Origin of the sequence: Streptomyces sp. NBC_00075, from assembly GCF_045041225.1 — a bacterium.
GTDB lineage: Bacteria > Actinomycetota > Actinomycetes > Streptomycetales > Streptomycetaceae > Streptomyces > Streptomyces adonidis.
Window position 1 is genome coordinate 2631286 of the sequence record NZ_CP108243.1, and the last position, 25038, is coordinate 2656323.

The 25038-nt window shown below is 67.2% G+C and carries 14 protein-coding genes, 1 tRNA gene, 3 rRNA genes and 1 pseudogene; 6 read left to right on the plus strand and 13 right to left on the minus strand.

Annotated elements, in window-relative coordinates; translation table 11 throughout:
- Positions 1-20: 20 nt before the first annotated feature.
- Entirely contained in the window at positions 21-2771 is a 2751-nt protein-coding gene (locus OG787_RS11130; RefSeq protein WP_369029553.1) for a SpoIIE family protein phosphatase, read from the plus strand.
- Between the two features lie 47 nt (positions 2772-2818).
- Here the strand turns inward: OG787_RS11130 and OG787_RS11135 are convergent.
- The 8 genes from OG787_RS11135 to thyX form a co-directional block, all read right to left on the minus strand.
- Positions 2819-2894: transfer RNA gene (locus OG787_RS11135), tRNA-Thr, on the minus strand.
- Positions 2895-2977: 83 nt separating this feature from the next.
- Positions 2978-3640 carry a DegT/DnrJ/EryC1/StrS family aminotransferase gene (locus OG787_RS11140; protein ID WP_405540466.1) on the minus strand — a complete coding sequence of 221 codons (663 nt, stop codon included), beginning with the start codon at positions 3638-3640 and terminating at the stop codon, positions 2978-2980.
- 114 nt (positions 3641-3754) lie between these two features.
- Positions 3755-3871: ribosomal RNA gene (gene rrf, locus OG787_RS11145) — 5S ribosomal RNA — on the minus strand.
- An 89-nt stretch (positions 3872-3960) separates the two neighbouring features.
- Positions 3961-7084: ribosomal RNA gene (locus OG787_RS11150) — 23S ribosomal RNA — on the minus strand.
- 306 nt (positions 7085-7390) lie between these two features.
- Positions 7391-8915: ribosomal RNA gene (locus OG787_RS11155) — 16S ribosomal RNA — on the minus strand.
- Together the 16S, 23S and 5S rRNA genes form the textbook arrangement of a ribosomal RNA operon.
- 485 nt (positions 8916-9400) lie before the next feature.
- Entirely contained in the window at positions 9401-11086 is a 1686-nt protein-coding gene (locus OG787_RS11160) for a ribonuclease J (RefSeq protein ID WP_235474460.1), read from the minus strand.
- A gap of 129 nt (positions 11087-11215) precedes the next feature.
- Complete coding sequence (dapA, locus tag OG787_RS11165) at positions 11216-12115, minus strand: 4-hydroxy-tetrahydrodipicolinate synthase (protein ID WP_369035561.1); 900 nt, start codon at positions 12113-12115, stop codon at positions 11216-11218.
- 219 nt (positions 12116-12334) lie between these two features.
- A complete protein-coding gene (gene thyX, locus OG787_RS11170) occupies positions 12335-13075 on the minus strand; it encodes an FAD-dependent thymidylate synthase (RefSeq protein ID WP_369035560.1) in 741 nt (246 codons plus the stop codon).
- Positions 13076-13262: 187 nt separating this feature from the next.
- Between thyX and OG787_RS11175 the strand changes: the two genes are divergently transcribed.
- Positions 13263-13502 (plus strand): hypothetical protein, encoded by a 240-nt coding sequence (locus OG787_RS11175; protein WP_235474463.1) that lies wholly within the window; start codon positions 13263-13265, stop codon positions 13500-13502.
- A 128-nt stretch (positions 13503-13630) separates the two neighbouring features.
- A complete protein-coding gene (locus tag OG787_RS11180) occupies positions 13631-14188 on the plus strand; it encodes a PH domain-containing protein (protein ID WP_369035559.1) in 558 nt (185 codons plus the stop codon).
- A 65-nt stretch (positions 14189-14253) separates the two neighbouring features.
- Here the strand turns inward: OG787_RS11180 and OG787_RS11185 are convergent, their stop codons facing one another.
- From OG787_RS11185 to rpsO, 5 genes are all read right to left on the minus strand, one after another.
- The gene (locus OG787_RS11185) at positions 14254-14712 is read right to left on the minus strand and encodes a hypothetical protein (RefSeq protein ID WP_369035558.1); all 459 of its coding nucleotides are present in this window, start codon (positions 14710-14712) and stop codon (positions 14254-14256) included.
- A 22-nt stretch (positions 14713-14734) separates the two neighbouring features.
- Complete coding sequence (gene dapB / locus OG787_RS11190) at positions 14735-15487, minus strand: 4-hydroxy-tetrahydrodipicolinate reductase (RefSeq protein WP_369035557.1); 753 nt, start codon at positions 15485-15487, stop codon at positions 14735-14737.
- 49 nt (positions 15488-15536) lie between these two features.
- Positions 15537-16916, minus strand: a complete 1380-nt coding sequence (locus tag OG787_RS11195; protein ID WP_405535068.1) for a M16 family metallopeptidase — start codon at positions 16914-16916, stop codon at positions 15537-15539.
- A complete protein-coding gene (locus OG787_RS11200) occupies positions 16913-19129 on the minus strand; it encodes a polyribonucleotide nucleotidyltransferase (RefSeq protein ID WP_369035556.1) in 2217 nt (738 codons plus the stop codon). Before OG787_RS11200 ends, OG787_RS11195 begins: the two co-directional genes overlap by 4 nt.
- Before the next feature lie 329 nt (positions 19130-19458).
- The gene (gene rpsO / locus OG787_RS11205; RefSeq protein WP_189149835.1) at positions 19459-19746 is read right to left on the minus strand and encodes a 30S ribosomal protein S15; all 288 of its coding nucleotides are present in this window, start codon (positions 19744-19746) and stop codon (positions 19459-19461) included.
- A gap of 279 nt (positions 19747-20025) precedes the next feature.
- Here rpsO and OG787_RS11210 point away from each other — a divergent pair, with 279 nt between their 5' ends.
- The 3 genes and pseudogenes from OG787_RS11210 (at position 20026) to OG787_RS11220 (ending at position 24973) form a co-directional block, all read left to right on the plus strand.
- Positions 20026-20385: a DUF397 domain-containing protein gene (locus tag OG787_RS11210; protein WP_369035555.1), complete on the plus strand. Its 360-nt coding sequence runs from the start codon at positions 20026-20028 to the stop codon at positions 20383-20385.
- 451 nt (positions 20386-20836) lie between these two features.
- Positions 20837-20998, plus strand: a pseudogene (locus OG787_RS11215) (SCO5717 family growth-regulating ATPase); the annotation flags it as partial.
- A gap of 321 nt (positions 20999-21319) precedes the next feature.
- Entirely contained in the window at positions 21320-24973 is a 3654-nt protein-coding gene (locus OG787_RS11220; protein ID WP_405540467.1) for an AAA family ATPase, read from the plus strand.
- Positions 24974-25038 lie beyond the last annotated feature (65 nt).

Below are 25038 nucleotides of genomic sequence, written 5' to 3' on the forward strand. Positions count from 1 at the left end.
CATCGGAGGGGCACCGCACCATGACCACCGGACTGCATCCCGGGGAAGCACCCCAGGATCCCCGGCCGACGGGGAACCAGACCCTGCCCCGGCAGGAGCGGATCGGCCCCGGCACGCCGCACTCCGACAACCGGACGAGGAGTTCTGTGATCACCGCGCGCGCGGCAGCCACCTTCGACCCGGTCGGGCGATCGGTCGCGACCGCCCGATCATTCGTCCGCGACACCCTCCAGGGCTGGGGCTTCGCGGACATCGTCGACGACGCCGTGGTCCTCACGAGCGAGCTGGTCACCAACGCCGTGATCCACGCGGGCACCTCCGCGGACGTCCTGTGTCTACGCAGTGACGACGGTGTCCGTATCGAGGTCGCCGACCGCTACCCGGAGCGCGAGATCCCCCTCCAGGGCTCGCCCGTCAACATGGGCAGCCCCGACCGGGAGGGAGGCCGCGGCCTCCAGTTGTGCGCGGCGCTGGCCGGCCGCTGGGGCGTCGAATACACGTCCACGCAGAAACAGGTCTGGTTCCAGCTCGAACTCCCGCACCGCGCGGTGGGCACCCGCTCCGCGGGCCCGTCCCTCCCCGCCGACCTCCTCCCGCTGGCCGACGGCCGCGTCCGGGTCGCGGTCATCCAGATCGACCGCGCCGGATCCATCGCCGCATGGAACGAGGACTCCGAGGAACTCTTCGGCTACGCACCCGAGTCGGTCATCGGCAAACCCCTCACCGACCTCGCCGCCTGGCCGCACACCCCCGGCACCAGCACCGGCATCGTCGAGGCCCTCCAACTCTCCCGCTGGGAAGGCAGTTACGGCATAAGGGGTGCCAACGGCCGCGTCACCCCGGTGTACGCCTCCCACCTCCGCGTCCGCGACACGGACGGCGAGCCCTCAACGGTCTGCCTCCTCGTCCGCGACCACGAACGGGCGGTCCTCCAGACCCCGTTGCGCGGCAGCTCCTCCGACTCGACGTCGTCCTCCGACGGCCCGAACACGGACCCCTTCGAGGTGTTCATCGGCTCCCCGGCCCCGGACGACCTCGACGGCCTCCTCCAGCGCACGGTGGAACGCGCCCGCGACATGCTCGACGCCGACTCCGCCTTCCTCCTCCTGGCCACGGACGACGAAACGGAGTTGGAGGTACGGGCCTCGACCGGCCTCCCCTCCGCCCGCCAGCGCTTCGCCCGCGTCCCGGTCGAGGCCGGCCCCGGCCGCTACGGCTCGGCCCGTATGCCGGCCGTCCACGACGACCTCTCGGCCGTCCCCGGAGTCGTCCCCCTCCTCAGCGGCACGGGCATGCGCTCGGTCGTCACGGTCCCCCTGAAGGTGGAGGGCCGCCTCACCGGCTCCCTCGGCGTCGCAGCGGAGTCCCCGGGCCGCTATACGAACGAAGAGGCCCTGCGCCTCCAATTCGCCGCCGACCGCATCGCGTTGGCGGTGGAGTCGGCCCGCCTCGGCGAACTGGAACGCCTGCGCCGAGGCTCGCTGAGCTTCCTGGTGGAGGCCTCCGACCTCCTCGCGGGAACGCTCGACCGCGACCAGACCCTCGCCCTCATGGCGCAGATGACGGTCCCGACCCTGGCCACCTGGTGCGCGGTCTACACGATCGCCGACCAGGCCTCGGATCCTTACCTCTCGTACGTCCTGCACGAGGACGAGGACCGCATCGACGGCCTCAAGGCCCTCCTCTCGAAGATCTCCCCGCCGGACCCGGTACCCACCCCCGGTGCCCGCGTCTGGTCGGCCCCCGCCGAAGCGGCCCACCAGGCGGCCCTGCGCACCTCCATGCGCAGCCTGGGCCTCAACGCGCCCACCACCACGGTCAGCTCGGGCATCGGCACCACTCTCGCGACGGCGGCGGCAGTCGGCGGCGAGACGGTCGTCCTCCCGCTGGTCGCCCGCAACCGCGTGATCGGCATGCTCACCCTCGGCAAGCCGACGGACGAACACTTCCGCCAGGAAATCCTGGAACTGGCCGAGGACCTGAGCCGCCGCGCCGCCCTTGCCCTGGACAACGCCCGCCTCTACTCGGAACGCACCGCCATCAGCCAGTCCCTCCAACGCAGCCTCCTCCCCCCGGAGTTGCCGGAGATCGACGGCGTCGAGGTGGAGGTCATCTACCGCGCGGCCGGCGAGGGCAACGAGGTCGGCGGCGACTTCTACGACCTCTTCCCCATCCGCGACGGCGCCTACGGCTTCGCCATCGGCGACGTCTGCGGCACGGGCCCGGAGGCCGCCGCGGTGACGGGCCTGGCCCGGCACGCCCTCCGCCTGCTGGCGAGAGAGGGCTTCGGCGGCCCCGCGGTCCTGGAGCGCCTCAACTCGGCGATCCTCGACGAGGGCGCCCGCAGCCGCTTCCTGACCCTCCTGTACGGCGAGTTGTGGCCCCAGGAGGACGGCAGCGCCGTACTGAAGGTCGTCTGCGCCGGCCATCCCCTCCCGCTCCGCCTGCGCCAGGACGGCACGGTGGAACCGGCAGCGGAGCCCCAGCCCCTCCTGGGCGTCCTGGAGGACCTGGAGCTGTACGAGCAGACGATCACCCTCGACCCCGGCGACGTCCTCCTCTGCGTCACGGACGGCGTCACGGAACGCCGCGAGGGCACCCGCATGCTGGGCGACGACGGCCTGACGGACGTCCTCAAGACCTGCACGGGCCTGACGGCCGGCGCGGTGGCGGCCCGCATCATGCGCGCGGTCGAACGCTTCGCCTCCGACGCCCCGTCCGACGACATGGCGATCCTCGCGATGCGCGTGCCGGGCCTCCAGAAGAACTGACGGCAGACATGAGAGAGGCCCCGCCCAATTGGGCGGGGCCTTCTGCGTGGAGCCCCCCAACGGAATCGAACCGTTGACCTTCTCCTTACCATGGAGACGCTCTGCCGACTGAGCTAGGGGGGCCAGTTACTTTTCGAGGTTTCCCTCGCGGCAACGAAAGAGATCATACCCCGAACAGCCCCGTGCTCCCAACTACGCTCGCCCGATCAGTACGCAGGCTGCAACAGCCCTCCGAGCGAGTTGCACGCGGACACGATCCGTTGCATGTCCCGCTTGGTCAACGAGGCGTCCACCGGCAGCGCCAGCGTCTCGAAGGCAGCCAGCTCGGTCTCGGGCAGCGACACACAACGCCGGAACGCGGGCATGCGATGCACCGGCGCCTTCACCGGCACCCGGCAGTCAACTCCCCTGGCCCGCAAGGCCCGAGCGAAGGCATCCCGATCGGGCCGCCCATTGCCGGGCACCCGCACGACGTACTGCTGATAGGTGTGCCCGTCCCCGTCGTCGGGCGTCCGCACACCCCTCAACTTGAGATCGAGAAACGCCGCACGCTGCCGCCGCTGAGCGATCTCGTCGTACGGCGCCTCGGACTCCCCGTGCTGCAACACCAGCAGCCCGTGCCGCTGCCCGACCTCAAGCATCCGCCCCACGTCGGCCGGCCGCCCGAAGCGATGTACGACAACGACGGCCGCTGTCCGAGGAGTTGTGGCCGCCTCGACAGCCGACGGGTCGAGGCAGTACGTCACCGGATCTATGTCGGCGAACACCGGCAGCCCACCGGCCTGGATCACGGCCTCGGCGACTTCCGCGTTCCCGAAGGCCGGCACGACGACCTCGTCACCGACTCCGACGCCGGCGGCCCTGAGCATTGCAGCAGTACCCATGCTCTGGATGGTTGCCGCGCGACGTGAACGTCAAGTGACACACAACAAAAAAGGGTTGGACCCCGAACCGAAGTTCAGGATCCAACCCTTTCAATATTTGTTCGGCGGTGTCCTACTCTCCCACAGGGTCCCCCCTGCAGTACCATCGGCGCTGTAAGGCTTAGCTTCCGGGTTCGGAATGTAACCGGGCGTTTCCCTCACGCTATGACCACCGAAACACGGTGAAACACATCAACCGCACCACCCAGTGGCCCTGGGCGGGGTTGTTCGTGGTTTCAGAACCAACACAGTGGACGCGAGCAACTGAGGACAAGCCCTCGGCCTATTAGTACCAGTCACCTCCACCCGTTACCGGGCTTCCAGATCTGGCCTATCAACCCAGTCGTCTACTGGGAGCCTTAACCCCTCAAAGGGGGTGGGAACACTCATCTCGAAGCAGGCTTCCCGCTTAGATGCTTTCAGCGGTTATCCCTCCCGAACGTAGCCAACCAGCCATGCCCTTGGCAGAACAACTGGCACACCAGAGGTTCGTCCGTCCCGGTCCTCTCGTACTAGGGACAGCCCTTCACAATGTTCCTGCGCGCGCAGCGGATAGGGACCGAACTGTCTCACGACGTTCTAAACCCAGCTCGCGTACCGCTTTAATGGGCGAACAGCCCAACCCTTGGGACCGACTCCAGCCCCAGGATGCGACGAGCCGACATCGAGGTGCCAAACCATCCCGTCGATATGGACTCTTGGGGAAGATCAGCCTGTTATCCCCGGGGTACCTTTTATCCGTTGAGCGACGGCGCTTCCACAAGCCACCGCCGGATCACTAGTCCCGACTTTCGTCCCTGCTCGACCCGTCGGTCTCACAGTCAAGCTCCCTTGTGCACTTACACTCAACACCTGATTGCCAACCAGGCTGAGGGAACCTTTGGGCGCCTCCGTTACTCTTTAGGAGGCAACCGCCCCAGTTAAACTACCCATCAGACACTGTCCCTGATCCGGATCACGGACCCAGGTTAGACATCCAGCACGACCAGACTGGTATTTCAACGACGACTCCCACCGAACTGGCGTCCGATGATCAAAGTCTCCCAGCTATCCTACACAAGCCGAACCGAACACCAATATCAAACTGTAGTAAAGGTCCCGGGGTCTTTCCGTCCTGCTGCGCGAAACGAGCATCTTTACTCGTAGTGCAATTTCACCGGGCCTATGGTTGAGACAGTCGAGAAGTCGTTACGCCATTCGTGCAGGTCGGAACTTACCCGACAAGGAATTTCGCTACCTTAGGATGGTTATAGTTACCACCGCCGTTTACTGGCGCTTAAGTTCTCAGCTTCGCCACCCCGAAGAGTGACTAACCGGTCCCCTTAACGTTCCAGCACCGGGCAGGCGTCAGTCCGTATACATCGCCTTACGGCTTCGCACGGACCTGTGTTTTTAGTAAACAGTCGCTTCTCGCTGGTCTCTGCGGCCACCCCCAGCTCATGAAGTAAATTCAATCACCGGTGATGGCCCCCCTTCTCCCGAAGTTACGGGGGCATTTTGCCGAGTTCCTTAACCATAGTTCACCCGAACGCCTCGGTATTCTCTACCTGACCACCTGAGTCGGTTTAGGGTACGGGCCGCCATGAAACTCGCTAGAGGCTTTTCTCGACAGCATAGGATCATCCACTTCACCACAATCGGCTCGGCATCAGGTCTCAGACTATGTGTGATCCGGATTTGCCTAGACCACGTCCTACACCCTTACCCCGGGACAACCACCGCCCGGGATGGACTACCTTCCTGCGTCACCCCATCACTCACCTACTACAGATCTGGTTCGCCGGCTCCACCACTTTCCATTCCCCGAAGGGTCCGGAACGGCTTCACGGACTTAGCATCGCCTGGTTCGATGTTTGACGCTTCACAGCGGGTACCGGAATATCAACCGGTTATCCATCGACTACGCCTGTCGGCCTCGCCTTAGGTCCCGACTTACCCTGGGCAGATCAGCTTGACCCAGGAACCCTTAGTCAATCGGCGCACACGTTTCCCACGTGTGTATCGCTACTCATGCCTGCATTCTCACTCGTAAACCGTCCACGACTGGCTTCCGCCGCCGCTTCACCCGGCATACGACGCTCCCCTACCCATCCACACACCCGTTGGGGCTGTTGTATGAATGACACGACTTCGGCGGTACGCTTGAGCCCCGCTACATTGTCGGCGCGGAATCACTAGACCAGTGAGCTATTACGCACTCTTTCAAGGGTGGCTGCTTCTAAGCCAACCTCCTGGTTGTCTCTGCGACTCCACATCCTTTCCCACTTAGCGTACGCTTAGGGGCCTTAGTCGATGCTCTGGGCTGTTTCCCTCTCGACCATGGAGCTTATCCCCCACAGTCTCACTGCCGCGCTCTCACTTACCGGCATTCGGAGTTTGGCTAAGGTCAGTAACCCGGTAGGGCCCATCGCCTATCCAGTGCTCTACCTCCGGCAAGAAACACACGACGCTGCACCTAAATGCATTTCGGGGAGAACCAGCTATCACGGAGTTTGATTGGCCTTTCACCCCTAACCACAGGTCATCCCCCAGGTTTTCAACCCTGGTGGGTTCGGTCCTCCACGAAGTCTTACCTCCGCTTCAACCTGCCCATGGCTAGATCACTCCGCTTCGGGTCTTGAGCGCGCTACTAAAACGCCCTATTCGGACTCGCTTTCGCTACGGCTTCCCCACACGGGTTAACCTCGCAACACACCGCAAACTCGCAGGCTCATTCTTCAAAAGGCACGCAGTCACGAGACACCAAGCAAGCTTGATGTCCGACGCTCCCACGGCTTGTAGGCACACGGTTTCAGGTACTATTTCACTCCGCTCCCGCGGTACTTTTCACCATTCCCTCACGGTACTATCCGCTATCGGTCACCAGGGAATATTTAGGCTTAACGGGTGGTCCCGCCAGATTCACACGGGATTTCTCGGGCCCCGTGCTACTTGGGTGTCTCTCAAACGAGCCGTCAATGTTTCGACTACGGGGGTCTTACCCTCTACGCCGGACCTTTCGCATGTCCTTCGCCTACATCAACGGTTTCTGACTCGTCTCACAGCCGGCAGACTGTGAAAGAGAGATCCCACAACCCCGCATACGCAACCCCTGCCGGGTCTCACACGTAAACGGTTTGGCCTCATCCGGTTTCGCTCGCCACTACTCCCGGAATCACGGTTGTTTTCTCTTCCTGCGGGTACTGAGATGTTTCACTTCCCCGCGTTCCCTCCACACACCCTATGTGTTCAGATGTGGGTGACAGCCCATGACGACTGCCGGGTTTCCCCATTCGGAAACCCCCGGATCAAAGCCTGGTTGACGACTCCCCGGGGACTATCGTGGCCTCCCACGTCCTTCATCGGTTCCTGGTGCCAAGGCATCCACCGTGCGCCCTTAAAAACTTGGCCACAGATGCTCGCGTCCACTGTGCAGTTCTCAAACAACGACCAACCACCCGTCACACACCACTTACGTGATGCTGCACCGGGGTCGGCGTCGAGGGGGTTCATTCCCTCAGACACCCAACAGCGTGCCCGGCCCACTCGCCGCTTCCCTCATTCGTTCCACGCCCCGAAGGACAGTACTGGAAGGAGAAGACGATCAAGTGTGCCGAATAATCAACGTTCCACCCATGAGCAACCACCGTCGAACGTGTGCCGACGTAATGGCCCTGGACGCCGACTCCGAAGAGCTGGCGCCTAGATGCTCCTTAGAAAGGAGGTGATCCAGCCGCACCTTCCGGTACGGCTACCTTGTTACGACTTCGTCCCAATCGCCAGTCCCACCTTCGACAGCTCCCTCCCTTACGGGTTGGGCCACCGGCTTCGGGTGTTACCGACTTTCGTGACGTGACGGGCGGTGTGTACAAGGCCCGGGAACGTATTCACCGCAGCAATGCTGATCTGCGATTACTAGCAACTCCGACTTCATGGGGTCGAGTTGCAGACCCCAATCCGAACTGAGACCGGCTTTTTGAGATTCGCTCCGCCTCACGGCATCGCAGCTCATTGTACCGGCCATTGTAGCACGTGTGCAGCCCAAGACATAAGGGGCATGATGACTTGACGTCGTCCCCACCTTCCTCCGAGTTGACCCCGGCAGTCTCCTGTGAGTCCCCAACCCTCCGAAGAGGTTGCTGGCAACACAGAACAAGGGTTGCGCTCGTTGCGGGACTTAACCCAACATCTCACGACACGAGCTGACGACAGCCATGCACCACCTGTACACCGACCACAAGGGGGCGACCATCTCTGGCCGTTTCCGGTGTATGTCAAGCCTTGGTAAGGTTCTTCGCGTTGCGTCGAATTAAGCCACATGCTCCGCTGCTTGTGCGGGCCCCCGTCAATTCCTTTGAGTTTTAGCCTTGCGGCCGTACTCCCCAGGCGGGGAACTTAATGCGTTAGCTGCGGCACCGACGACGTGGAATGTCGCCAACACCTAGTTCCCACCGTTTACGGCGTGGACTACCAGGGTATCTAATCCTGTTCGCTCCCCACGCTTTCGCTCCTCAGCGTCAGTAATGGCCCAGAGATCCGCCTTCGCCACCGGTGTTCCTCCTGATATCTGCGCATTTCACCGCTACACCAGGAATTCCGATCTCCCCTACCACACTCTAGTCTGCCCGTATCGAATGCAGACCCGGGGTTAAGCCCCGGGCTTTCACATCCGACGCGACAGACCGCCTACGAGCTCTTTACGCCCAATAATTCCGGACAACGCTTGCGCCCTACGTATTACCGCGGCTGCTGGCACGTAGTTAGCCGGCGCTTCTTCTGCAGGTACCGTCACTTGCGCTTCTTCCCTGCTGAAAGAGGTTTACAACCCGAAGGCCGTCATCCCTCACGCGGCGTCGCTGCATCAGGCTTGCGCCCATTGTGCAATATTCCCCACTGCTGCCTCCCGTAGGAGTCTGGGCCGTGTCTCAGTCCCAGTGTGGCCGGTCGCCCTCTCAGGCCGGCTACCCGTCGTCGCCTTGGTGAGCCACTACCTCACCAACAAGCTGATAGGCCGCGGGCTCATCCTGCACCGCCGGAGCTTTCAACCCCCACCCATGCGAGCAGAAGTATCATCCGGTATTAGACCCCGTTTCCAGGGCTTGTCCCAGAGTGCAGGGCAGATTGCCCACGTGTTACTCACCCGTTCGCCACTAATCCCCACCGAAGTGGTTCATCGTTCGACTTGCATGTGTTAAGCACGCCGCCAGCGTTCGTCCTGAGCCAGGATCAAACTCTCCGTGAATGTTTTCCCGTAATCGGGACCACACACGAGAGCGGAACAGTCAGGCGGAATAAGCCCGACCGTTCACAGCGTCCTCGCTGTGTTGTGTTACTTCAAAGGAACCTCGACCACCACGAATGTGATGGACGGGGTATCAACATATCTGGCGTTGATTTTTGGCACGCTGTTGAGTTCTCAAGGAACGGACGCTTCCTTCGTACTCACCCTCTCGGGCTTTCCTCCGGGCAGTTTCCCTTCGGTCTTGCGTTTCCGACTCTATCAGACCGTTTCCGGATCCGATTTCCTCGGTGCTTTCCAGGTTTTCGCTTTCGCGTTTCCCTTTCCGGCGGTTCCGACTTTATCAGAAGTTCTGAGTCGGAATTTCCACCCGCTTGGGCTGGTCCCTGGTGCGCAGTTGCACCGGGTTCCCTTGCTGGCGGAGCCGTAAACCTACTGGAGCGGGGCTCCTCGATGCAAATCGAGGAGCCCCGCTCCAGGTTGGGCCGTCAGACCTCCACGACGACCGGGAGGATCATCGGGCGCCGGCGGTAGTTGTCCGACACCCATTTGCCCAGCGTGCGGCGGATGAGCTGCTGCATCTGGTGGGGCTCCACCACGCCGTCCTGTGCCGAGCGCTCCAGCACCTCGGCGATCCTCGGGACGACGTCTGTGAAGGCCGAGTCGTCGATGCCCGAGCCGCGGGCCTGGATGTGCGGGCCGCCCGTGATCTTGCCCGTGGACGAGTCCATCACCACGAAGACCGAGATGATGCCCTCGTCGCCGAGGATCCTGCGGTCCTTCAGGGTGGGTTCGCCGACATCGCCGACCGAGAGGCCGTCGACGTACACGTACCCGGCCTGGACCTTGCCGGAGATCTTCGCCTTGCCCTCGATGAGGTCGACGACCACACCGTCCTCGGCGATGACGATCCGGTCGTGCGGGACGCCCGTCATAGCGCCCAGTTCGGCGTTGGCCCGCAGATGGCGCCATTCGCCGTGGACCGGCATCAGGTTGCGCGGCTTACAGATGTTGTAGAAGTACAGGAGCTCGCCGGCCGAGGCGTGGCCGGAGACGTGCACCTTGGCGTTGCCCTTGTGGACGACCTTCGCGCCCCAGCGGGTCAGGCCGTTGATCACGCGGTACACCGAGTTCTCGTTACCGGGGATCAGCGACGAGGCCAGGATCACCGTGTCGCCCTGGACGATACGGATCTGGTGGTCCCTGTTGGCCATGCGGGACAGCGCTGCCATCGGCTCGCCCTGCGAGCCCGTACAGACCAGCACGACCTCGTGGTCCGGGAGATCGTCGAGGGTCTTGACGTCCACGACCAGGCCCGGCGGGACCTTCAGATAGCCCAGGTCCCGGGCGATGCCCATGTTGCGGACCATCGAGCGGCCGACGAAGGCGACCCTGCGGCCGTACTCGTGGGCCGCGTCCAGGATCTGCTGAATGCGGTGGATGTGGCTCGCGAAGCTCGCCACGATGACCCGCTTGCTGGCGCCCGCGAAGACCTGGCGCAGCACGTTCGAGATGTCGCGCTCGGGCGGGACGAAGCCCGGGACCTCGGCGTTCGTCGAGTCGGAGAGAAGGAGGTCGATGCCTTCTTCGCTCAGCCGTGCGAACGCGTGCAGGTCTGTGAGGCGGCCGTCCAGCGGGAGCTGGTCCATCTTGAAGTCGCCCGTGTGGACCACCATGCCCGCAGGGGTGCGGATGGCGACCGCGAGGGCGTCCGGAATGGAGTGGTTGACCGCGATGAACTCGCAGTCGAAGGGGCCGATGCGCTCGCGGTTCCCCTCCGTCACCTCAAGGGTGTACGGGCGGATCCGGTGCTCCTGGAGCTTCGCCTCGATGAACGCGAGGGTCAGCTTGGAGCCGATCAGCGGGATGTCCGGCTTCTCCCGCAGGAGGTAGGGGACGGCGCCGATGTGGTCCTCGTGGCCGTGCGTGAGGACGATGCCCTCGATGTCGTCGAGGCGGTCCCTGATGGACGTGAAGTCCGGCAGGATCAGGTCGATTCCGGGCTGCTCCTCCTCCGGGAAGAGGACGCCGCAGTCGACGATGAGCAGGCGGCCGCCGTACTCGAAGACGGTCATGTTGCGGCCGATCTCGCCGAGGCCGCCCAGCGGGGTGACCCGGAGGCCGCCCTTCGGGAGCTTCGGCGGAGCGCCGAGTTCAGGATGCGGATGACTCAAAAGACTCTCCTCACCACACGCGCCACGTACCGGTAAGGCACGTGGCGCGCATGACGTTCGTGCAAAAGCAGTTGTTGGATGTGGACTGCGGACACAGTTGTCCCGCGTATTCAGTTGTGAAGTCTGATGTCAGAGCTGTACCCCGCCGGCGGCAAGATCGATCTTGAGCTGCGCGATCTCGTCGGCCGACAGCTCGACCATCGGAGCGCGCAGGGGTCCGGCGGGCAGGCCCTGGAGGGCGAGCGCGGCCTTGGTGGTCATGACGCCCTGGGTGCGGAACATGCCGGTGAAGACCGGGAGCAGCTTCTGGTGGATCTCGGTGGCCTTCTGGACGTCGCCCGAGACGAACGCCTCGACCAGAGTGCGCAGCTCCGGTGTGACGACGTGGCCCACGACCGAGACGAAGCCGACCGCGCCCACGGACAGGAGCGGCAGGTTCAGCATGTCGTCGCCCGAGTACCAGGCGAGGCCGGAACGAGCGATGGACCAGCTGGCCCGGCCGAGATCGCCCTTGGCGTCCTTGTTGGCGACGATCCGGGGGTGCTCGGCGAGCCGGACGATCGTCTCGGTGCTGATCGGGACACCGCTGCGGCCCGGGATGTCGTACAGCATGACCGGGAGTTCGGTGGCGTCGGCGATGGCCGTGAAGTGCCGGTACAGGCCCTCCTGCGGGGGCTTGTTGTAGTACGGCGTGACGGTCAGGAGGCCGTGTGCGCCGGTCTTCTCCGCCGCGCGGGCCAGTTCGACGCTGTGGTGGGTGTCGTTCGTGCCGACGCCCGCGATGATGTGGGCCCGCTCGCCGACCGCCTCCAGTACGGCTCGTACGAGATCCGATTTCTCCGCGTCGCTGGTGGTCGGGGACTCGCCGGTGGTGCCGTTGATGACCAGGCCGTCATTGCCTGCGTCCACCAGGTGGGTGGCGAGCCGCTGAGCGCCGTCGAGGTCGAGCGCGCCGTCCGCCGTGAAGGGCGTGACCATGGCGGTGAGGACCCTCCCGAAGGGGGTCTGCGGAGTGGAGGTCGGAGCCATGGGTACCACGCTACTCGCTGCTCAGGGCGCGGTCTGCCCTAGGGGTGCGGGAAAAGTCAGGACAAATACGGAGCCCGGCACTGCCTGCTCGGGGGTTCAAGCAGTGCCGGGTCCGTTTGATCAGGCTAGATGAACCTCTCGAAATACCGCAATACGGACACTTCGCGAGGCTGATCCGCACATCTGTGCCCGGCGGTAGAACACGCGCGTGCGTCTGCCCTACGGCGCGACCCTGCCGTTCTTGTTGAAGGCCGCGTGCGTCAGCGGCATGAGCCCGGCCCATGCCGCCTCCATCTTCTCGCCGACCATCTCGATCTCCCGCTGCGGGAACGACGGCACCTTCGCCAGCTCGTGCTGTGTGCGCAGGCCGAGGAAGTGCATCAGGGAGCGCGCGTTGCAGGTCGCGTACATCGACGAGAACAGGCCGACGGGGAGGACCGCGCGGGCGACCTCGCGGGCGACGCCCTGCGCGAGCATCTGCTGGTAGTTCCGGTACGCCTGGCGGTACGCGTCCTCCATGGCGTGCTCGACGACTCCGTGCTGCTCGGGGGTGCCCTCGACGAAGACGTACTTGCCCGGCCGGCCCTGCTGGACGAGCTTGCGCGAGGTGTCCGGCACGTAGAACACGGGCTGCAGCTCCCGGTATCGCCCGGATTCCTCGTTGTACGACCATCCCACCCGGTGCCGCATGAACTCGCGGAAGACGAAGATCGGGGCGCTGATGAAGAACGTCATGGAGTTGTGCTCGAACGGGCTGCCGTGCCGGTCTCGCATGAGGTAGTTGATCAGCCCCGTCGAGCGCTCTGGGTCCTTGTTCAACTCGTCCAGGGACTGCTCCCCGACGGTCGACACACGGGCCGCGAACAGCACGTCGGAGTCCGACGCGCTGTGTTTGACCAGCTCGACGGTCACATCGCTACGCAGGTCGATCTTGAACTCGTCGTCGGGGGTGGGCGTCACGGTTCGGAGGGTCCTTCCCATCTCGTCACTTGGCGACGCCACTCTACGACCCACCAAACGGGACTTTCTCCATCGTCACGGAGTTAATTCAGTGAAACCGGGCACCATTTGGGGCGCTCGCTCGTCTGTACAGACAGCAGTGATTCGTTCGACTTCCAGAGTTCGATCCCAAGGGAGAAGTACCCCCATGTTGCGCCGGCGCGAGCCCGTACCGTTCGCCTTCATCGCCGAAGCCGACAAGTTCCGCAGCAATGTCGCTCCACCGCCCCGTGAGCGCGCGTCCGCCGGTGACATAGCCGGGCGCTGGCTCCTGGGGCTCACCATCGTCGCCGGGCTCGTGGGCTCCCTGGTCCTCGGGATGCCCGCCCTGTCGGTCGATCAGGCCGGCGGGCAGACACAGCAGTCCCAGGCGGCCGACAGCCGTTGAGGGCCCGGCGGGCCGCGGCCGAATGGCGTGGTCCGGCCCTCCTCGGACCCCCGAGGCTGGTGACCGGGCAGCCGGCTCGATAACCTCACCGGGCACAGCCCGCGCATGGAATTGAGTGAGGACCAGCCGTGCCCCTGCCCTTCCTTACGGCCGACCGCGCCTCCGACGAGGCCGCGGCCGGCGTCGCGCTGCCGTTCGACGACCGCGACCGCTGGCGGCGCCCGTACCGGCCCGGCCCGTGGCGGGTGGGTGTGGCGGCGCTTCTGCTGCTGCTCGCCTCGTACGTCCTGTTCGCGGCGGTCGTCATCGCGGCCACCGGCGAGTTGTCCGGCGGCGCCGTGTGTCTCGGCATCGCGCTGGGCGTCATCGCCGTGGCGCTGCGACTGCTGCGTGCCGGCGTGTGGGTGAGTGCGCGCGGGCTGCGCCGGGTGGGCTTCTTCGGTACGCGGACGACGCGCTGGGAGAAGGTCGTCGCCGTACGGACGGTGCAGCAGCCGGTCCGTTGGCTGGGCCTGCCGCGCACCGTCCAGGGGCAGGCACTGGTCCTCGTACGACGGGACCGGGCCGCTGACGATCTGGCGCCGCTGCTGACCACGCACAACGCGGACTTCCTGGGCCGCATGGAGGCGTTCGACCGGGCGGCGGACAGCGTCGAGGCGTGGGCCGCCGAGTTCGGGCGGGGTTAGACAGCACCTCAGCGAACAGTGCGAGGGCCGGTCCGCGGTTGCGGGCCGGCCCTCGAAATCTGTGTTCAGGCCGGCTGGGCCGGTGTCCTGCCGTCGTGCAGGGCGATCGCGCGCTGCATCGCCTTGCGGGCGCGGGGGGTGTCGCGGGCGTCGTGGTAGGCGACGGCGAGGCGGAACCAGTTGCGCCAGTCGTCGGGGGCCGACTCCGTCTCGGCCTTGCGCCTCGCGAAGACCTCGTCGGCCGAGTCGCGGTCGACCCGGCCGCTCGGAGTACGCCTCAACTCGTCGGCGGGCAGGCCGCCTTCGGCATCCAACTCGGCGGCGAGACGGTTGGCGTTCCGGACGAACTGCGTGTTCTTCCAGAGGAACCACACGCCGATGACCGGCAGGATCAGGACCGCCACGCCGAAGGTGACGGTCAGGAGCGTGCCGGTCTGTATGAGCATGACCCCACGGCTGCCGACCAGGACGAAGTAGAAGACCAGGACGGCGGCCGTGAGGGCGTAGGAGAGCTTCGCGCGCATGATGTTCCTCAGTCCTCGATCCTCAGCCGAGGTCGAGGAAGTGTTCCAGGCCGAAGGTGAGGCCCGGGGTGTCCACGACGCGGCGCGCGCCGAGCAGGATGCCCGGCATGAAGCTGCTGTGGTGGAGCGAGTCGTGGCGGACGGTCAGCGTCTCGCCCTCGCCGCCCAGCAGGACCTCCTGGTGGGCCAGGAGGCCGCGCAGGCGTACGGAGTGCACGGGCACCCCGTCGACGCTCGCGCCCCGGGCGCCGTCCAGGGCGGTGACAGTGGCGTCCGGGGCCGGAGCCGAGCCCGCCTTGGCCCGGGCCTCGGCGATGAGCTGCGCCGTGCGCGCGGCGGTGCCGCTGGGTGCGTCCACCTTGTTCGGGTGGTGCAGCTCGATGACCTCGACCGACTCGAAGTAGGGCGCCGCGAGCTGCGCGAACCTCATCGTCAGTACGGCCCCGATGGAGAAGTTGGGCGCGATGAGCACGCCCGTCTCCGGGGACTGGGCCAGCCAGCCGGTGAGCTGCGCGAGGCGGTCGTCGGTCCAGCCGGTGGTGCCGACGACCGCGTGGATGCCATGGCGTACACAGAAGTCGAGGTTGCCCATCACCGAGGCGGGGGTGGTCAGTTCGACCGCGACCTGGGCGCCCGTGTCGGCGAGCGTCTCCAGCTTGTCGCCCCGGCTGAGGGCGGCGACCAGTTCCATGTCCTCGGCGGCCTGGACCGCCCGTACCGCCTCGGATCCGATACGGCCGTTGGCGCCGAGGACCGCCACGCGCAGCTTGCTCATCTTCTTGCTTCCTTACCGGATGGACACAGGGGTCGGACGGGTACGGCCGTCAGGCGACGGCCTCGTGCAGACGTGCGGCCTGTTTGTCCTTGAGCGGGCCGATGACCGCCAGCGACGGGCGCTGTCCAAGAATCTCGCGGGCGACCTCGCGGACGGCGTCCGGGGTGACCTCGGCGATCCGGGCCAGCATGTCGTCGACGGACATCTGGTCGCCCCAGCACAGTTCGCTCTTGCCGATACGGTTCATCAGCGCGCCCGTGTCCTCCAGGCCGAGGACCGTCGAGCCGCGCAGCTGGCCGATGGCGCGGCCGATCTCCTCGTCGGAGAGGCCGTGCTCGGCGACGTGGTCGAGTTCGTCGCGGCAGATCTTCAGCACGTCGTGGACCTGCGAGGGCCGGCAGCCCGCGTAGACGCCGAAGAGGCCGCAGTCGGCGAAGCCGGACGTGTACGAGTACACGCTGTACGCGAGGCCCCGCTTCTCCCGGACCTCCTGGAAGAGGCGGGACGACATGCCGCCGCCGAGGGCCGTGTTCAGCACGCCGAGGGCCCAGCGGCGTTCGTCCGTGCGGGCCAGGCCAGGCATGCCGAGGACGACATGGGCCTGCTCGGTCTTGCGGCCGAGCAGTTCGACGCGGCCGCTCGTGCGGAGGCTGCGGCGGCCGTCGCGCGGGGCGATCGGCGTGGCGTCGAGGTGCTTGAGGGCGCCCGCCTTCTCGAAGGCCGCGCGGACCTGGCGTACGACCTTGTTGTGGTCGATGTTGCCGGCCGCCGCCACGACGAGGTGGGTCGGGTCGTAGTGCTTCTTGTAGAAGCGGCGGATGCGGTCCGCGGTGAGGGCGTTGACCGTGTCGACCGTGCCGAGGACCGGGCGGCCGAGGGGGGTGTCGCCGAGCATGGTGTGCGCGAACAGGTCGTGCACGCAGTCGCCCGGGTCGTCCTCCGTCATCGCGATCTCTTCGAGGATGGCGCCGCGCTCGACGTTGACGTCCTCTTCGAGAATCAGGGAGCCCGTGAGCATGTCGCAGACGACGTCGATGGCGAGCGGGAGGTCGGTGTCGAGCACGCGCGCGTAGTAGCACGTGTACTCCTTCGCCGTGAAGGCGTTCATCTCGCCGCCGACCGCGTCGATCGCCGAGGAGATGTCCAGCGCCGACCTGCGCGTCGTGCCCTTGAAGAGCAGGTGCTCCAGGTAGTGCGTGGCGCCGTTCAGGGTCGGCGTCTCGTCGCGAGAGCCGACGTGGGCCCAGATGCCGAAGGTCGCGGAGCGGACCGAGGGCAGGGTTTCGGTGACGATGCGCAGGCCGCCGGGGAGGGTGGTCTTACGGACCGTGCCGATGCCGTTGGTGCCCTTGATCAGGGTTTGGGTACGGGCGACGGCCCGCGCCTCAGAAGAGGTGCGGGCCGTCGCCGTGGAGCTGCTCGACGTCACTGGTCGGTGTCGTCCTTCTTGTCGTCGCTGTCTTCGCCCTCGATGACCGGGATGAGGGACAGCTTGCCGCGGGAGTCGATCTCGGCGATCTCGACCTGGACCTTCTGGCCCACGCCGACGACGTCCTCGACGTTCTCCACGCGCTTGCCGCCGGCGAGCTTGCGGATCTGCGAGATGTGCAGCAGACCGTCCTTGCCCGGGAGCAGCGACACGAACGCACCGAAGGTGGTGGTCTTGACGACCGTACCCAGGTAGCGCTCGCCGACCTCCGGCATGGTCGGGTTGGCGATGCCGTTGATCACTGCGCGAGCGGCCTCGGCCTGCGAGCCCTGCGCGGCACCGATGTAGATGGTGCCGTCGTCCTCGATCGTGATGTCGGCGCCGGTGTCCTCCTGGATCTGGTTGATCATCTTGCCCTTGGGGCCGATGACCTCACCGATCTTGTCCACGGGGATCTTGACGGTGATGATCCGCGGGGCGTTCGGGGACATCTCGTCCGGCGTGTCGATCGCTTCCATCATCACGTCGAGGATGTGGAGGCGGGCGTCACGGGCCTGCTTGAGAGCGGCGGCCAGGACGGAGGCGGGGATGCCGTCCAGCTTGGTGTCCAGCTGGAGGGCGGTCACGAACTCCTTGGTGCCGGCGACCTTGAAGTCCATGTCGCCGAAGGCGTCCTCCGCACCGAGGATGTCGGTGAGGGCGACGTAGTGCGTCTCGCCCTTGATCTCCTGGGAGATCAGGCCCATGGCGATACCGGCGACGGGGGCCTTCAGCGGCACACCGGCGTTCAGCAGCGACATGGTGGAGGCGCAGACCGAGCCCATGGACGTCGAGCCGTTGGAGCCGAGGGCCTCGGACACCTGACGGATCGCGTAGGGGAACTCCTCGCGCGTCGGGAGGACCGGCACGATCGCGCGCTCGGCGAGTGCGCCGTGGCCGATCTCGCGGCGCTTCGGGGAGCCGACGCGGCCGGTCTCGCCGACGGAGTACGGCGGGAAGTTGTAGTTGTGCATGTAGCGCTTGCGCGTCACCGGCGACAGGGTGTCGAGCTGCTGCTCCATGCGGAGCATGTTGAGGGTGGTGACGCCCAGGATCTGGGTCTCGCCACGCTCGAACAGCGCCGAGCCGTGCACGCGCGGGATGGCCTCGACCTCGGCGGCGAGCGTACGGATGTCCGTGACGCCACGGCCGTCGATGCGGACCTTGTCCTTGATGACGCGCTCACGGACCAGGGACTTGGTCAGCGAGCGGTAGGCCGCGCTGATCTCCTTCTCGCGGCCCTCGAACTGCGGGAGCAGCTTCTCGGCGGCGAGACCCTTGACGCGGTCCAGCTCGGCCTCGCGGTCCTGCTTGCCGGCGATGGTGAGCGCCTGGGACAGCTCGTCCTTGACGGCGGCCGTGAGGGCCTCCAGGACGTCGTCCTGGTAGTCGAGGAAGACCGGGAACTCGCCGGTGGGCTTGGCGGCCTTCGACGCGAGGTCGGCCTGGGCCTTGCAGAGCACCTTGATGAAGGGCTTCGCGGCGTCCAGACCGGCGGCGACGACCTCCTCGGTCGGCGCCTCGGCGCCGCCCGCGACCAGCGTGATGGTCTTCTCGGTGGCCTCGGCCTCGACCATCATGATCGCGACGTCGCCGTCCTCCAGGACGCGACCGGCGACGACCATGTCGAAGACGGCGTCCTCGAGCTCGGTGTGCGTCGGGAACGCGACCCACTGGCCGTTGATCAGCGCGACGCGGACGCCGCCGATCGGGCCGGAGAAGGGCAGACCGGCCAGCTGCGTGGACGCGGAGGCGGCGTTGATCGCCACGACGTCGTACAGGTGGTCGGGGTTGAGCGCCATGATCGTGGCGACGACCTGGATCTCGTTGCGCAGGCCCTTCTTGAAGGACGGACGCAGCGGGCGGTCGATCAGGCGGCAGGTGAGGATCGCGTCCTCGGAGGGCCGGCCCTCACGACGGAAGAAGGAACCGGGGATCTTCCCGGCCGCGTACATGCGCTCCTCGACGTCCACCGTGAGGGGGAAGAAGTCGAGCTGGTCCTTGGGGTTCTTGGAGGCGGTGGTGGCCGACAGCACCATGGTGTCGTCGTCCAGGTACGCCACGGCGGAGCCGGCGGCCTGCTTGGCCAGGCGGCCCGTCTCGAAGCGGATGGTGCGGGTGCCGAAGGAACCGTTGTCAATGACGGCCTCGGCGTAGTGGGTCTCGTTCTCCACTAGCGTTTTCTCCGATACTTTTTCGTCTTTTGTCCCGTCCTGCCCGTGTGGCAGAGGGACGTGGGTTCGGAGAAGCGCGCCTTCTGAGTGCGGGCCGGTCTTCGATCGAAGCACCCGGGGGTCGCAGTTCCCGGGGGCCACTACCGAGGACCGGCGGCGGCGAGGTGCACTTCTCCTCGTATGTGTCCTGCGTTGCGTCCTGCGTTTGTGTCCTGCGTATTGCGTTGTGCTACCACACTACAAAGAGGCAGTGACACTCCGCACGTTTCCGCACGTACGGCAAAGGGAGCGGCCCCCTAGAAGTGGGAACCGCTCCCTCTCACAGCGTCTTACTTGGCGCCCGCCGCACCGCGGCGGATGCCGAGGCGGTCGACCAGCGCACGGAAGCGCTGGATGTCCTTCTTGGCCAGGTACTGGAGAAGGCGGCGACGCTGACCGACGAGGATCAGCAGACCACGACGGGAGTGGTGGTCGTGCTTGTGCGTCTTGAGGTGCTCGGTCAGGTCCGAGATACGGCGCGAGAGCATCGCGACCTGGACCTCGGGGGAGCCGGTGTCGCCCTCCTTGGTACCGAACTCAGAGATGAGCTGCTTCTTCACTGCGGCGTCGAGCGACACGCGTACTCCTCGTAGTCTTTGTAGTAGCCACCGAGTGCCCCTGGTCCACTTCTCAGGGGAGCTTCCGTAACTCGGGAGGCCGGGAATCCGCTGGGCGCGGCCTCCGGGGTGAATGACTCCGGGGGTGCGTACACAAACGGCCGTCGCCCAGGATACCAGCAGGCAGCGGCCGTCTTCACCGCGGTGTGCAAACAGTCCGGATGCCCGGGCTCGGCCACTAGGGTGAGAACACAGATCGTAGTTGTCGTATCACGTACGTCGGGAAGGGGTCGCTTCGCCATGGCGGAGGCACAGGGCGCACAGGACACCACGGCCGCGCAGGACGAGGACGTCAAGGCGCGCAAGGAGCGGGAGCGGGACGAGCTGTACTCCCTCGACATCTCGGGCGTCGAGTGGCACAGCGCGCCCGGCACCGAGGAGCACGAGGAGCGGGTCGAGATCGCCTATCTCCCCGACGGCGCGGTGGCCATGCGGTCGTCCCTGGACCATGACACCGTCCTCCGTTACACGGAGGCGGAGTGGACGGCGTTCGTGCTCGGGGCGCGCGACGGAGAGTTCGACCTGGAGCCGACGGAGCAGAACGGCGGGCTCACGGCGGGTCCCGGTGCGGGTACGGATTCCGGCGGGGATGTGGAGTAGTTCGCCGCCCGGAAGAGGGGCGGGGCCGGTGCATCGCGCCGGCCCCGCCCCTCTTTCTTTTTCGTGCGCTTTTCGGCGAAGTGCGGTGTCAGAGAGGCCGCCTACTATGCATGTGAGGTTGTGGCGGGTGTGGGGCGGATGTCGTTCCGGTCGTGTCAACTCTCTTGCCGGAGAAGGCGGTTCGGGCACGGACGGGATCGGTTCCGGTCAGGCTGTGACGTAATGGACGGTCACTGAGGGGTGGACGGGCCTGCCGGGGCGGGGGTCGTGGTGATTAGGCTGGGTCGGGAGTACCGGGGGAAGAGCCAAGCAGATCGGACGACCTCCGCCGCCCGATACCGGACGACGTGGACACAACCCACTGAAGAACCGGCTTCGGACGACACGCATACAGACGAGAAATGGTCGCCCCAGCACGGCAAGCGGGTGCTCGACCACACCAGGAGGAACTGTGAACAGCGATCGGGACGGGATCCGCGGGGGCTGGGCCACACCCGGCGATGACCAGTCCGACGCGGAGTCCGCCAGCGAGATGACGGGCGAGTTCACCATCGATTACGCGACGCCTGCCTGGTACACGCAGAACGCGTCGGGAGGGTCGGGGGCGTCGGGGGACGAGGACGAGACGGATGCCGAATCGAACGACGAGGCGGGCCCGGTGTCGGGCGATGACTCGGATACGAGTTCGGATACGGGTTCGGGTTCGGCTTCGGCTTCGGCTTCGGCTTCGGCTTCGGCTTCGGACACGGGTGTAGACGCGGATGCGGCTACGGATGCTCGTTCGGGTGCCGGTGTCGGCGATTCGAGTCCTGTGGCGGTGAGCGGTGGGTTCCCGCCGGCGGCGCCGCAGTCGGGGGCCGCGGGCGGTCCCGCGAGCCCTACGGCTGTCCCCAGCTTTCCCGTGGGCGGATTCCATGCCCAGTGGACCCCTCCGGTGCCGGCGACTCCTCCGGCTCAGGCCGCTCCGCCGACCGCCGTGCAGCGCGACTTCACGGAACCTGCGGTCTCGGCTGCCGACGGCGGCGAGTCCGGCGACGACTCCGGCGATGCGGCCTTCGAGGCCGAGGACGTCGCCGCTGAGGTGAGTGTCCCGGAGCCCGCGGTGGGTGCCGAGGGTGAGGGTGACGAGGGTACGGATGTTGACGAGGTCACCGACGAGGTGAGCGGTGCCGTGCCCGAGCCGCAGGACGTGGAGTCTGCGGACACTGAATCCGACGAGGAGGACGCGGAGCCCGAGGGAGTAGTGGCAACGGACGTTGCCGCCTCGGAGCCCGTGGACGCCGAGCCGGTGGCTGGCGAGGTCGTCGACGTCGAACCCGAGGACACCGCGCCGGCACCGAGCGCGGTCGACGACGTACGCGACTCCGCGCCGGCCGCACCCGTGCGGGACTCGGTGCCCAGCGCACCGCTCAACCTGCCCCCGCTGCCGGAGGGCGCGCCCGGCACCGTACCGCCCGCGTGGGCTCCCCCGACGACAGGTCAGGGCAGCGGACTGCCGCCGCTGCCCCCGTCGTACCAGCCGGCCGCTCCCGTGACAGCCGGACAGTGGCCCACACAGCCGCAACCCCAGCCGCCGACGCAGCCGGAAGCCGCGCCCGTCCAACCGCAGGCCGCGTCGGCCACGCCGGCACCGGATCAGCCTCAGCCGCCTGTTGTGCCGGGCCAGCAGCCGCCCGTGCCGTCGATGCAGCCCCCGTTCCAGCCGCAGGCCGCGCCGACCGCCTGGAACGCTCCCGCGCCCCCGCAGGCTGGGTACGGCTTCCCGCCTCCCAACCCGGCCGCGGCGGTCCCTGGGGTCCCTGCCCCGGCAGGAGCCCCGGGTGCGCCGCCCGCTGGCTACGGATTCCCGCCGCAGGCGACTCCGGCTGCTCCCACGGGTCCCAACGCCCAGGACGGATACGGCTTCCCGCCTCCGGCACCGAACGCCCAGGGCGGCTACGGCGTCCCGCAGCCGGGCGCACCCTCGCCGACCCCGGCGGGCCCGAACGCCCAGGGCGGGTACGGCTTCCCGCCTCCCGGAGCCCAGCCTCCGGCACCGGCACCGGCACCGAACGCCCAAGGTGACCCCGGCACCCCCCAGCCGGGCGGACCCGCGCCGATCCCGGCAGGCCCCAACGCCAAGGGCGGATACGGCTTCCCGCCGCCTCCGGCCCCGAACACTCAGGGCGGCTACGGCGTCCCCCAGCCCGGAGCGCCCGTGCCGACCCCGGCGGGTCCCAACGCCCCCGGCGGGTACGGCTTCCCACCTCCCGGCGCCCAGCCCCCGGCGCCGAACGCCCAAGGTGACCACAACGCCCCCCAGCCGGGCGCACCCGCGCCGGCCCCTGTAGGCCCCAACGCCCAGGGCGGATACGGCTTCCCGTCCCCCGGCGCCCAACCTCAGCCCCCATCCCAGGCCCCGAACGCTCAGGGTGGCTACGGCTTCCCTCAGCCCGGCGCCCAGCCCCCGGCGCCGAACGCCCAAGGGGGCTACGACCTCCAGCAGCCGGGCGCACCCGTGCCGCCCCAAGCAGGCCCGAACGCCCAGGGCGGGTATGGCTTCCCGCCCCCCGGCGCCCAGCCCTCGACACCGAGTGCCACTGCCCCGGCGCAGGACGGCCCGCCCTCCGGGTACGGCTTCCCGCCCCCGGCAGCTCCGCCCACGGGTCCCACCCCTCAGGGTGGCTACGGCTTCCCCCAGCCCGGCGCGCCCGCCCCTGCTGGCCCCAACCCCCAAGGCGGGTACGGATTCCCGCCCTCCGGCGGCCAGCCTCCGGCCCCGGCCGCTCCCAGCCCGCAAGGCGCCGACGGCGCCCCCCAGCCCGGCGGTCAGCCTCCGGCTCCAGCCACCCCTGCTCCCGCTCCGGGCACGCCGAGTGGCACCCCTGCGTCGGCTCCGGGCACCCCCGGTTCCACTCCCCCGGCTCCAGCCCCCGTCGGCAACCCGGGACCGGTGCCCCCCGCGCCCGCCCCCAACCCCCAGGACGGGTACGGCTTCCCACCTCCCGCCGGTTCCCCGGCGCCGCAGCCCGGGTACGGCTTCCCGCACCCCGGTGGCCCCGGGGGCCCCGCCGGTGCACCCGGTGGGTACGGGTTCCCCTTCCCGCAGGGGCCCGCGCAGCAGGCGCCGCCGCAGCCTCAGGTGCCACAGCAGGCCGACGCGCCCCACCCGCACGCCGGGCCTCCGGCGCCCCCGCATGTACCGGGTGCCGTTCCCCCGTCGCCCCCGCAGCCTGCGTACGGCCAGCCCGGGGTTCCGCAAGCCGGGCAGCAGCAGCCCGTCGATCCCCGTACCGGGGCCGCCTGGCCGCAGCCCATGCAGCACGACCAGCGGCAGATGACCAACCCCGGTGCCGCGCCGCTCGGTTACACCGCGGCCGTCGAGCTGTCCTCCGACCGGCTGCTCAACAACAAGAAGCAGAAGGCGAAGAGCGGGCGGCCCGCAGCCGCACCCTCCCGGTTCAAGCTCGGCGGCAAGAAGGAGGAGGCCGAGCGGCAGCGGAAGTTGGAGCTGATCCGTACGCCGGTGCTGTCCTGCTATCGCATCGCCGTCATCAGCCTCAAGGGCGGGGTCGGTAAGACCACCACCACCACCGCGCTCGGCTCCACCCTCGCCACCGAGCGGCAGGACAAGATCCTCGCCATCGACGCCAACCCGGACGCCGGTACGCTCGGCCGCCGTGTGCGGCGCGAGACCGGGGCCACCATCCGTGACCTCGTCCAGGCGATCCCGTACCTCAACTCGTACATGGACATCCGGCGGTTCACCTCCCAGGCGCCGTCCGGGCTGGAGATCATCGCCAACGACGTCGACCCGGCCGTCTCGACGACCTTCAACGACGAGGACTACCGGCGCGCGATCGACGTACTGGGCAAGCAGTACCCGATCATCCTGACCGACTCCGGTACCGGTCTGCTCTACAGCGCCATGCGGGGCGTACTCGACCTCGCCGATCAGCTGATCATCATCTCGACACCGTCCGTGGACGGTGCCAGCAGCGCCAGTACGACACTGGACTGGCTGTCGGCGCACGGGTACGCGGACCTGGTCTCGCGGTCCCTCACCGTCATCTCGGGTGTGCGCGAGACCGGCAAGATGATCAAGGTGGAGGACATCGTCTCCCACTTCGAGACGCGCTGCCGGGGTGTCATCACCGTGCCCTTCGACGAGCATCTCGCCGCCGGTGCGGAGGTCGACCTCGACATGATGCGGCCCAAGGTCCGCGAGGCGTACTTCAACCTCGCCGCCCTGATCGCCGAGGACTTCGTACGGCACCAGCAGATGCACGGGCTCTGGACCTCGGACGGCAACCCGCCCCCGGTCGCGGCCCCGCCGCTGCCGGGACACCAGCAGCAGCAGGTGCAGCAGGCTCCGGGGCAGCCGTACCCGGCGGCTCCGCCCGTCCCCGGGCAGGGCCAGTACGTTCCGCCGCCGCCCGGCCAGCCGGGGCAGTACCCGCCGCCGCCCCAGCCCGGTCAGCCGTACGCTCCACAGCAGCCCCAGCAGCCGTACGGCTATCCGCCGCAGCCGGGGCAGCCCTACCAGCCGCCTCAGCAGCAGGCCCAGCCCCAGCCGCCCGGTTACCCGCAGCCTCCGCAGCAGCAGTAAGCCGTAGCAAGCAGAAAGGGCGGCCGATGCCCATCAGGCATCGGCCGCCCTTTCTGCTGTACGAG

Bases quoted from the DNA above. Each gene is read 5' to 3' on its own strand.
- OG787_RS11130 (WP_369029553.1), top strand. From the start codon at position 21: ATGACCACCGGACTGCATCCCGGGGAAGCACCCCAGGATCCCCGGCCG.
- dapB (WP_369035557.1), bottom strand. From the start codon at position 15,487: ATGAGCAAGCTGCGCGTGGCGGTCCTCGGCGCCAACGGCCGTATCGGA.
- OG787_RS11210 (WP_369035555.1), top strand. From the start codon at position 20,026: ATGGCGGAGGCACAGGGCGCACAGGACACCACGGCCGCGCAGGACGAG.
- dapA (WP_369035561.1), bottom strand. From the start codon at position 12,115: ATGGCTCCGACCTCCACTCCGCAGACCCCCTTCGGGAGGGTCCTCACC.
- OG787_RS11185 (WP_369035558.1), bottom strand. From the start codon at position 14,712: ATGCGCGCGAAGCTCTCCTACGCCCTCACGGCCGCCGTCCTGGTCTTC.
- OG787_RS11175 (WP_235474463.1), top strand. From the start codon at position 13,263: ATGTTGCGCCGGCGCGAGCCCGTACCGTTCGCCTTCATCGCCGAAGCC.
- OG787_RS11140 (WP_405540466.1), bottom strand. From the start codon at position 3,640: ATGCTCAGGGCCGCCGGCGTCGGAGTCGGTGACGAGGTCGTCGTGCCG.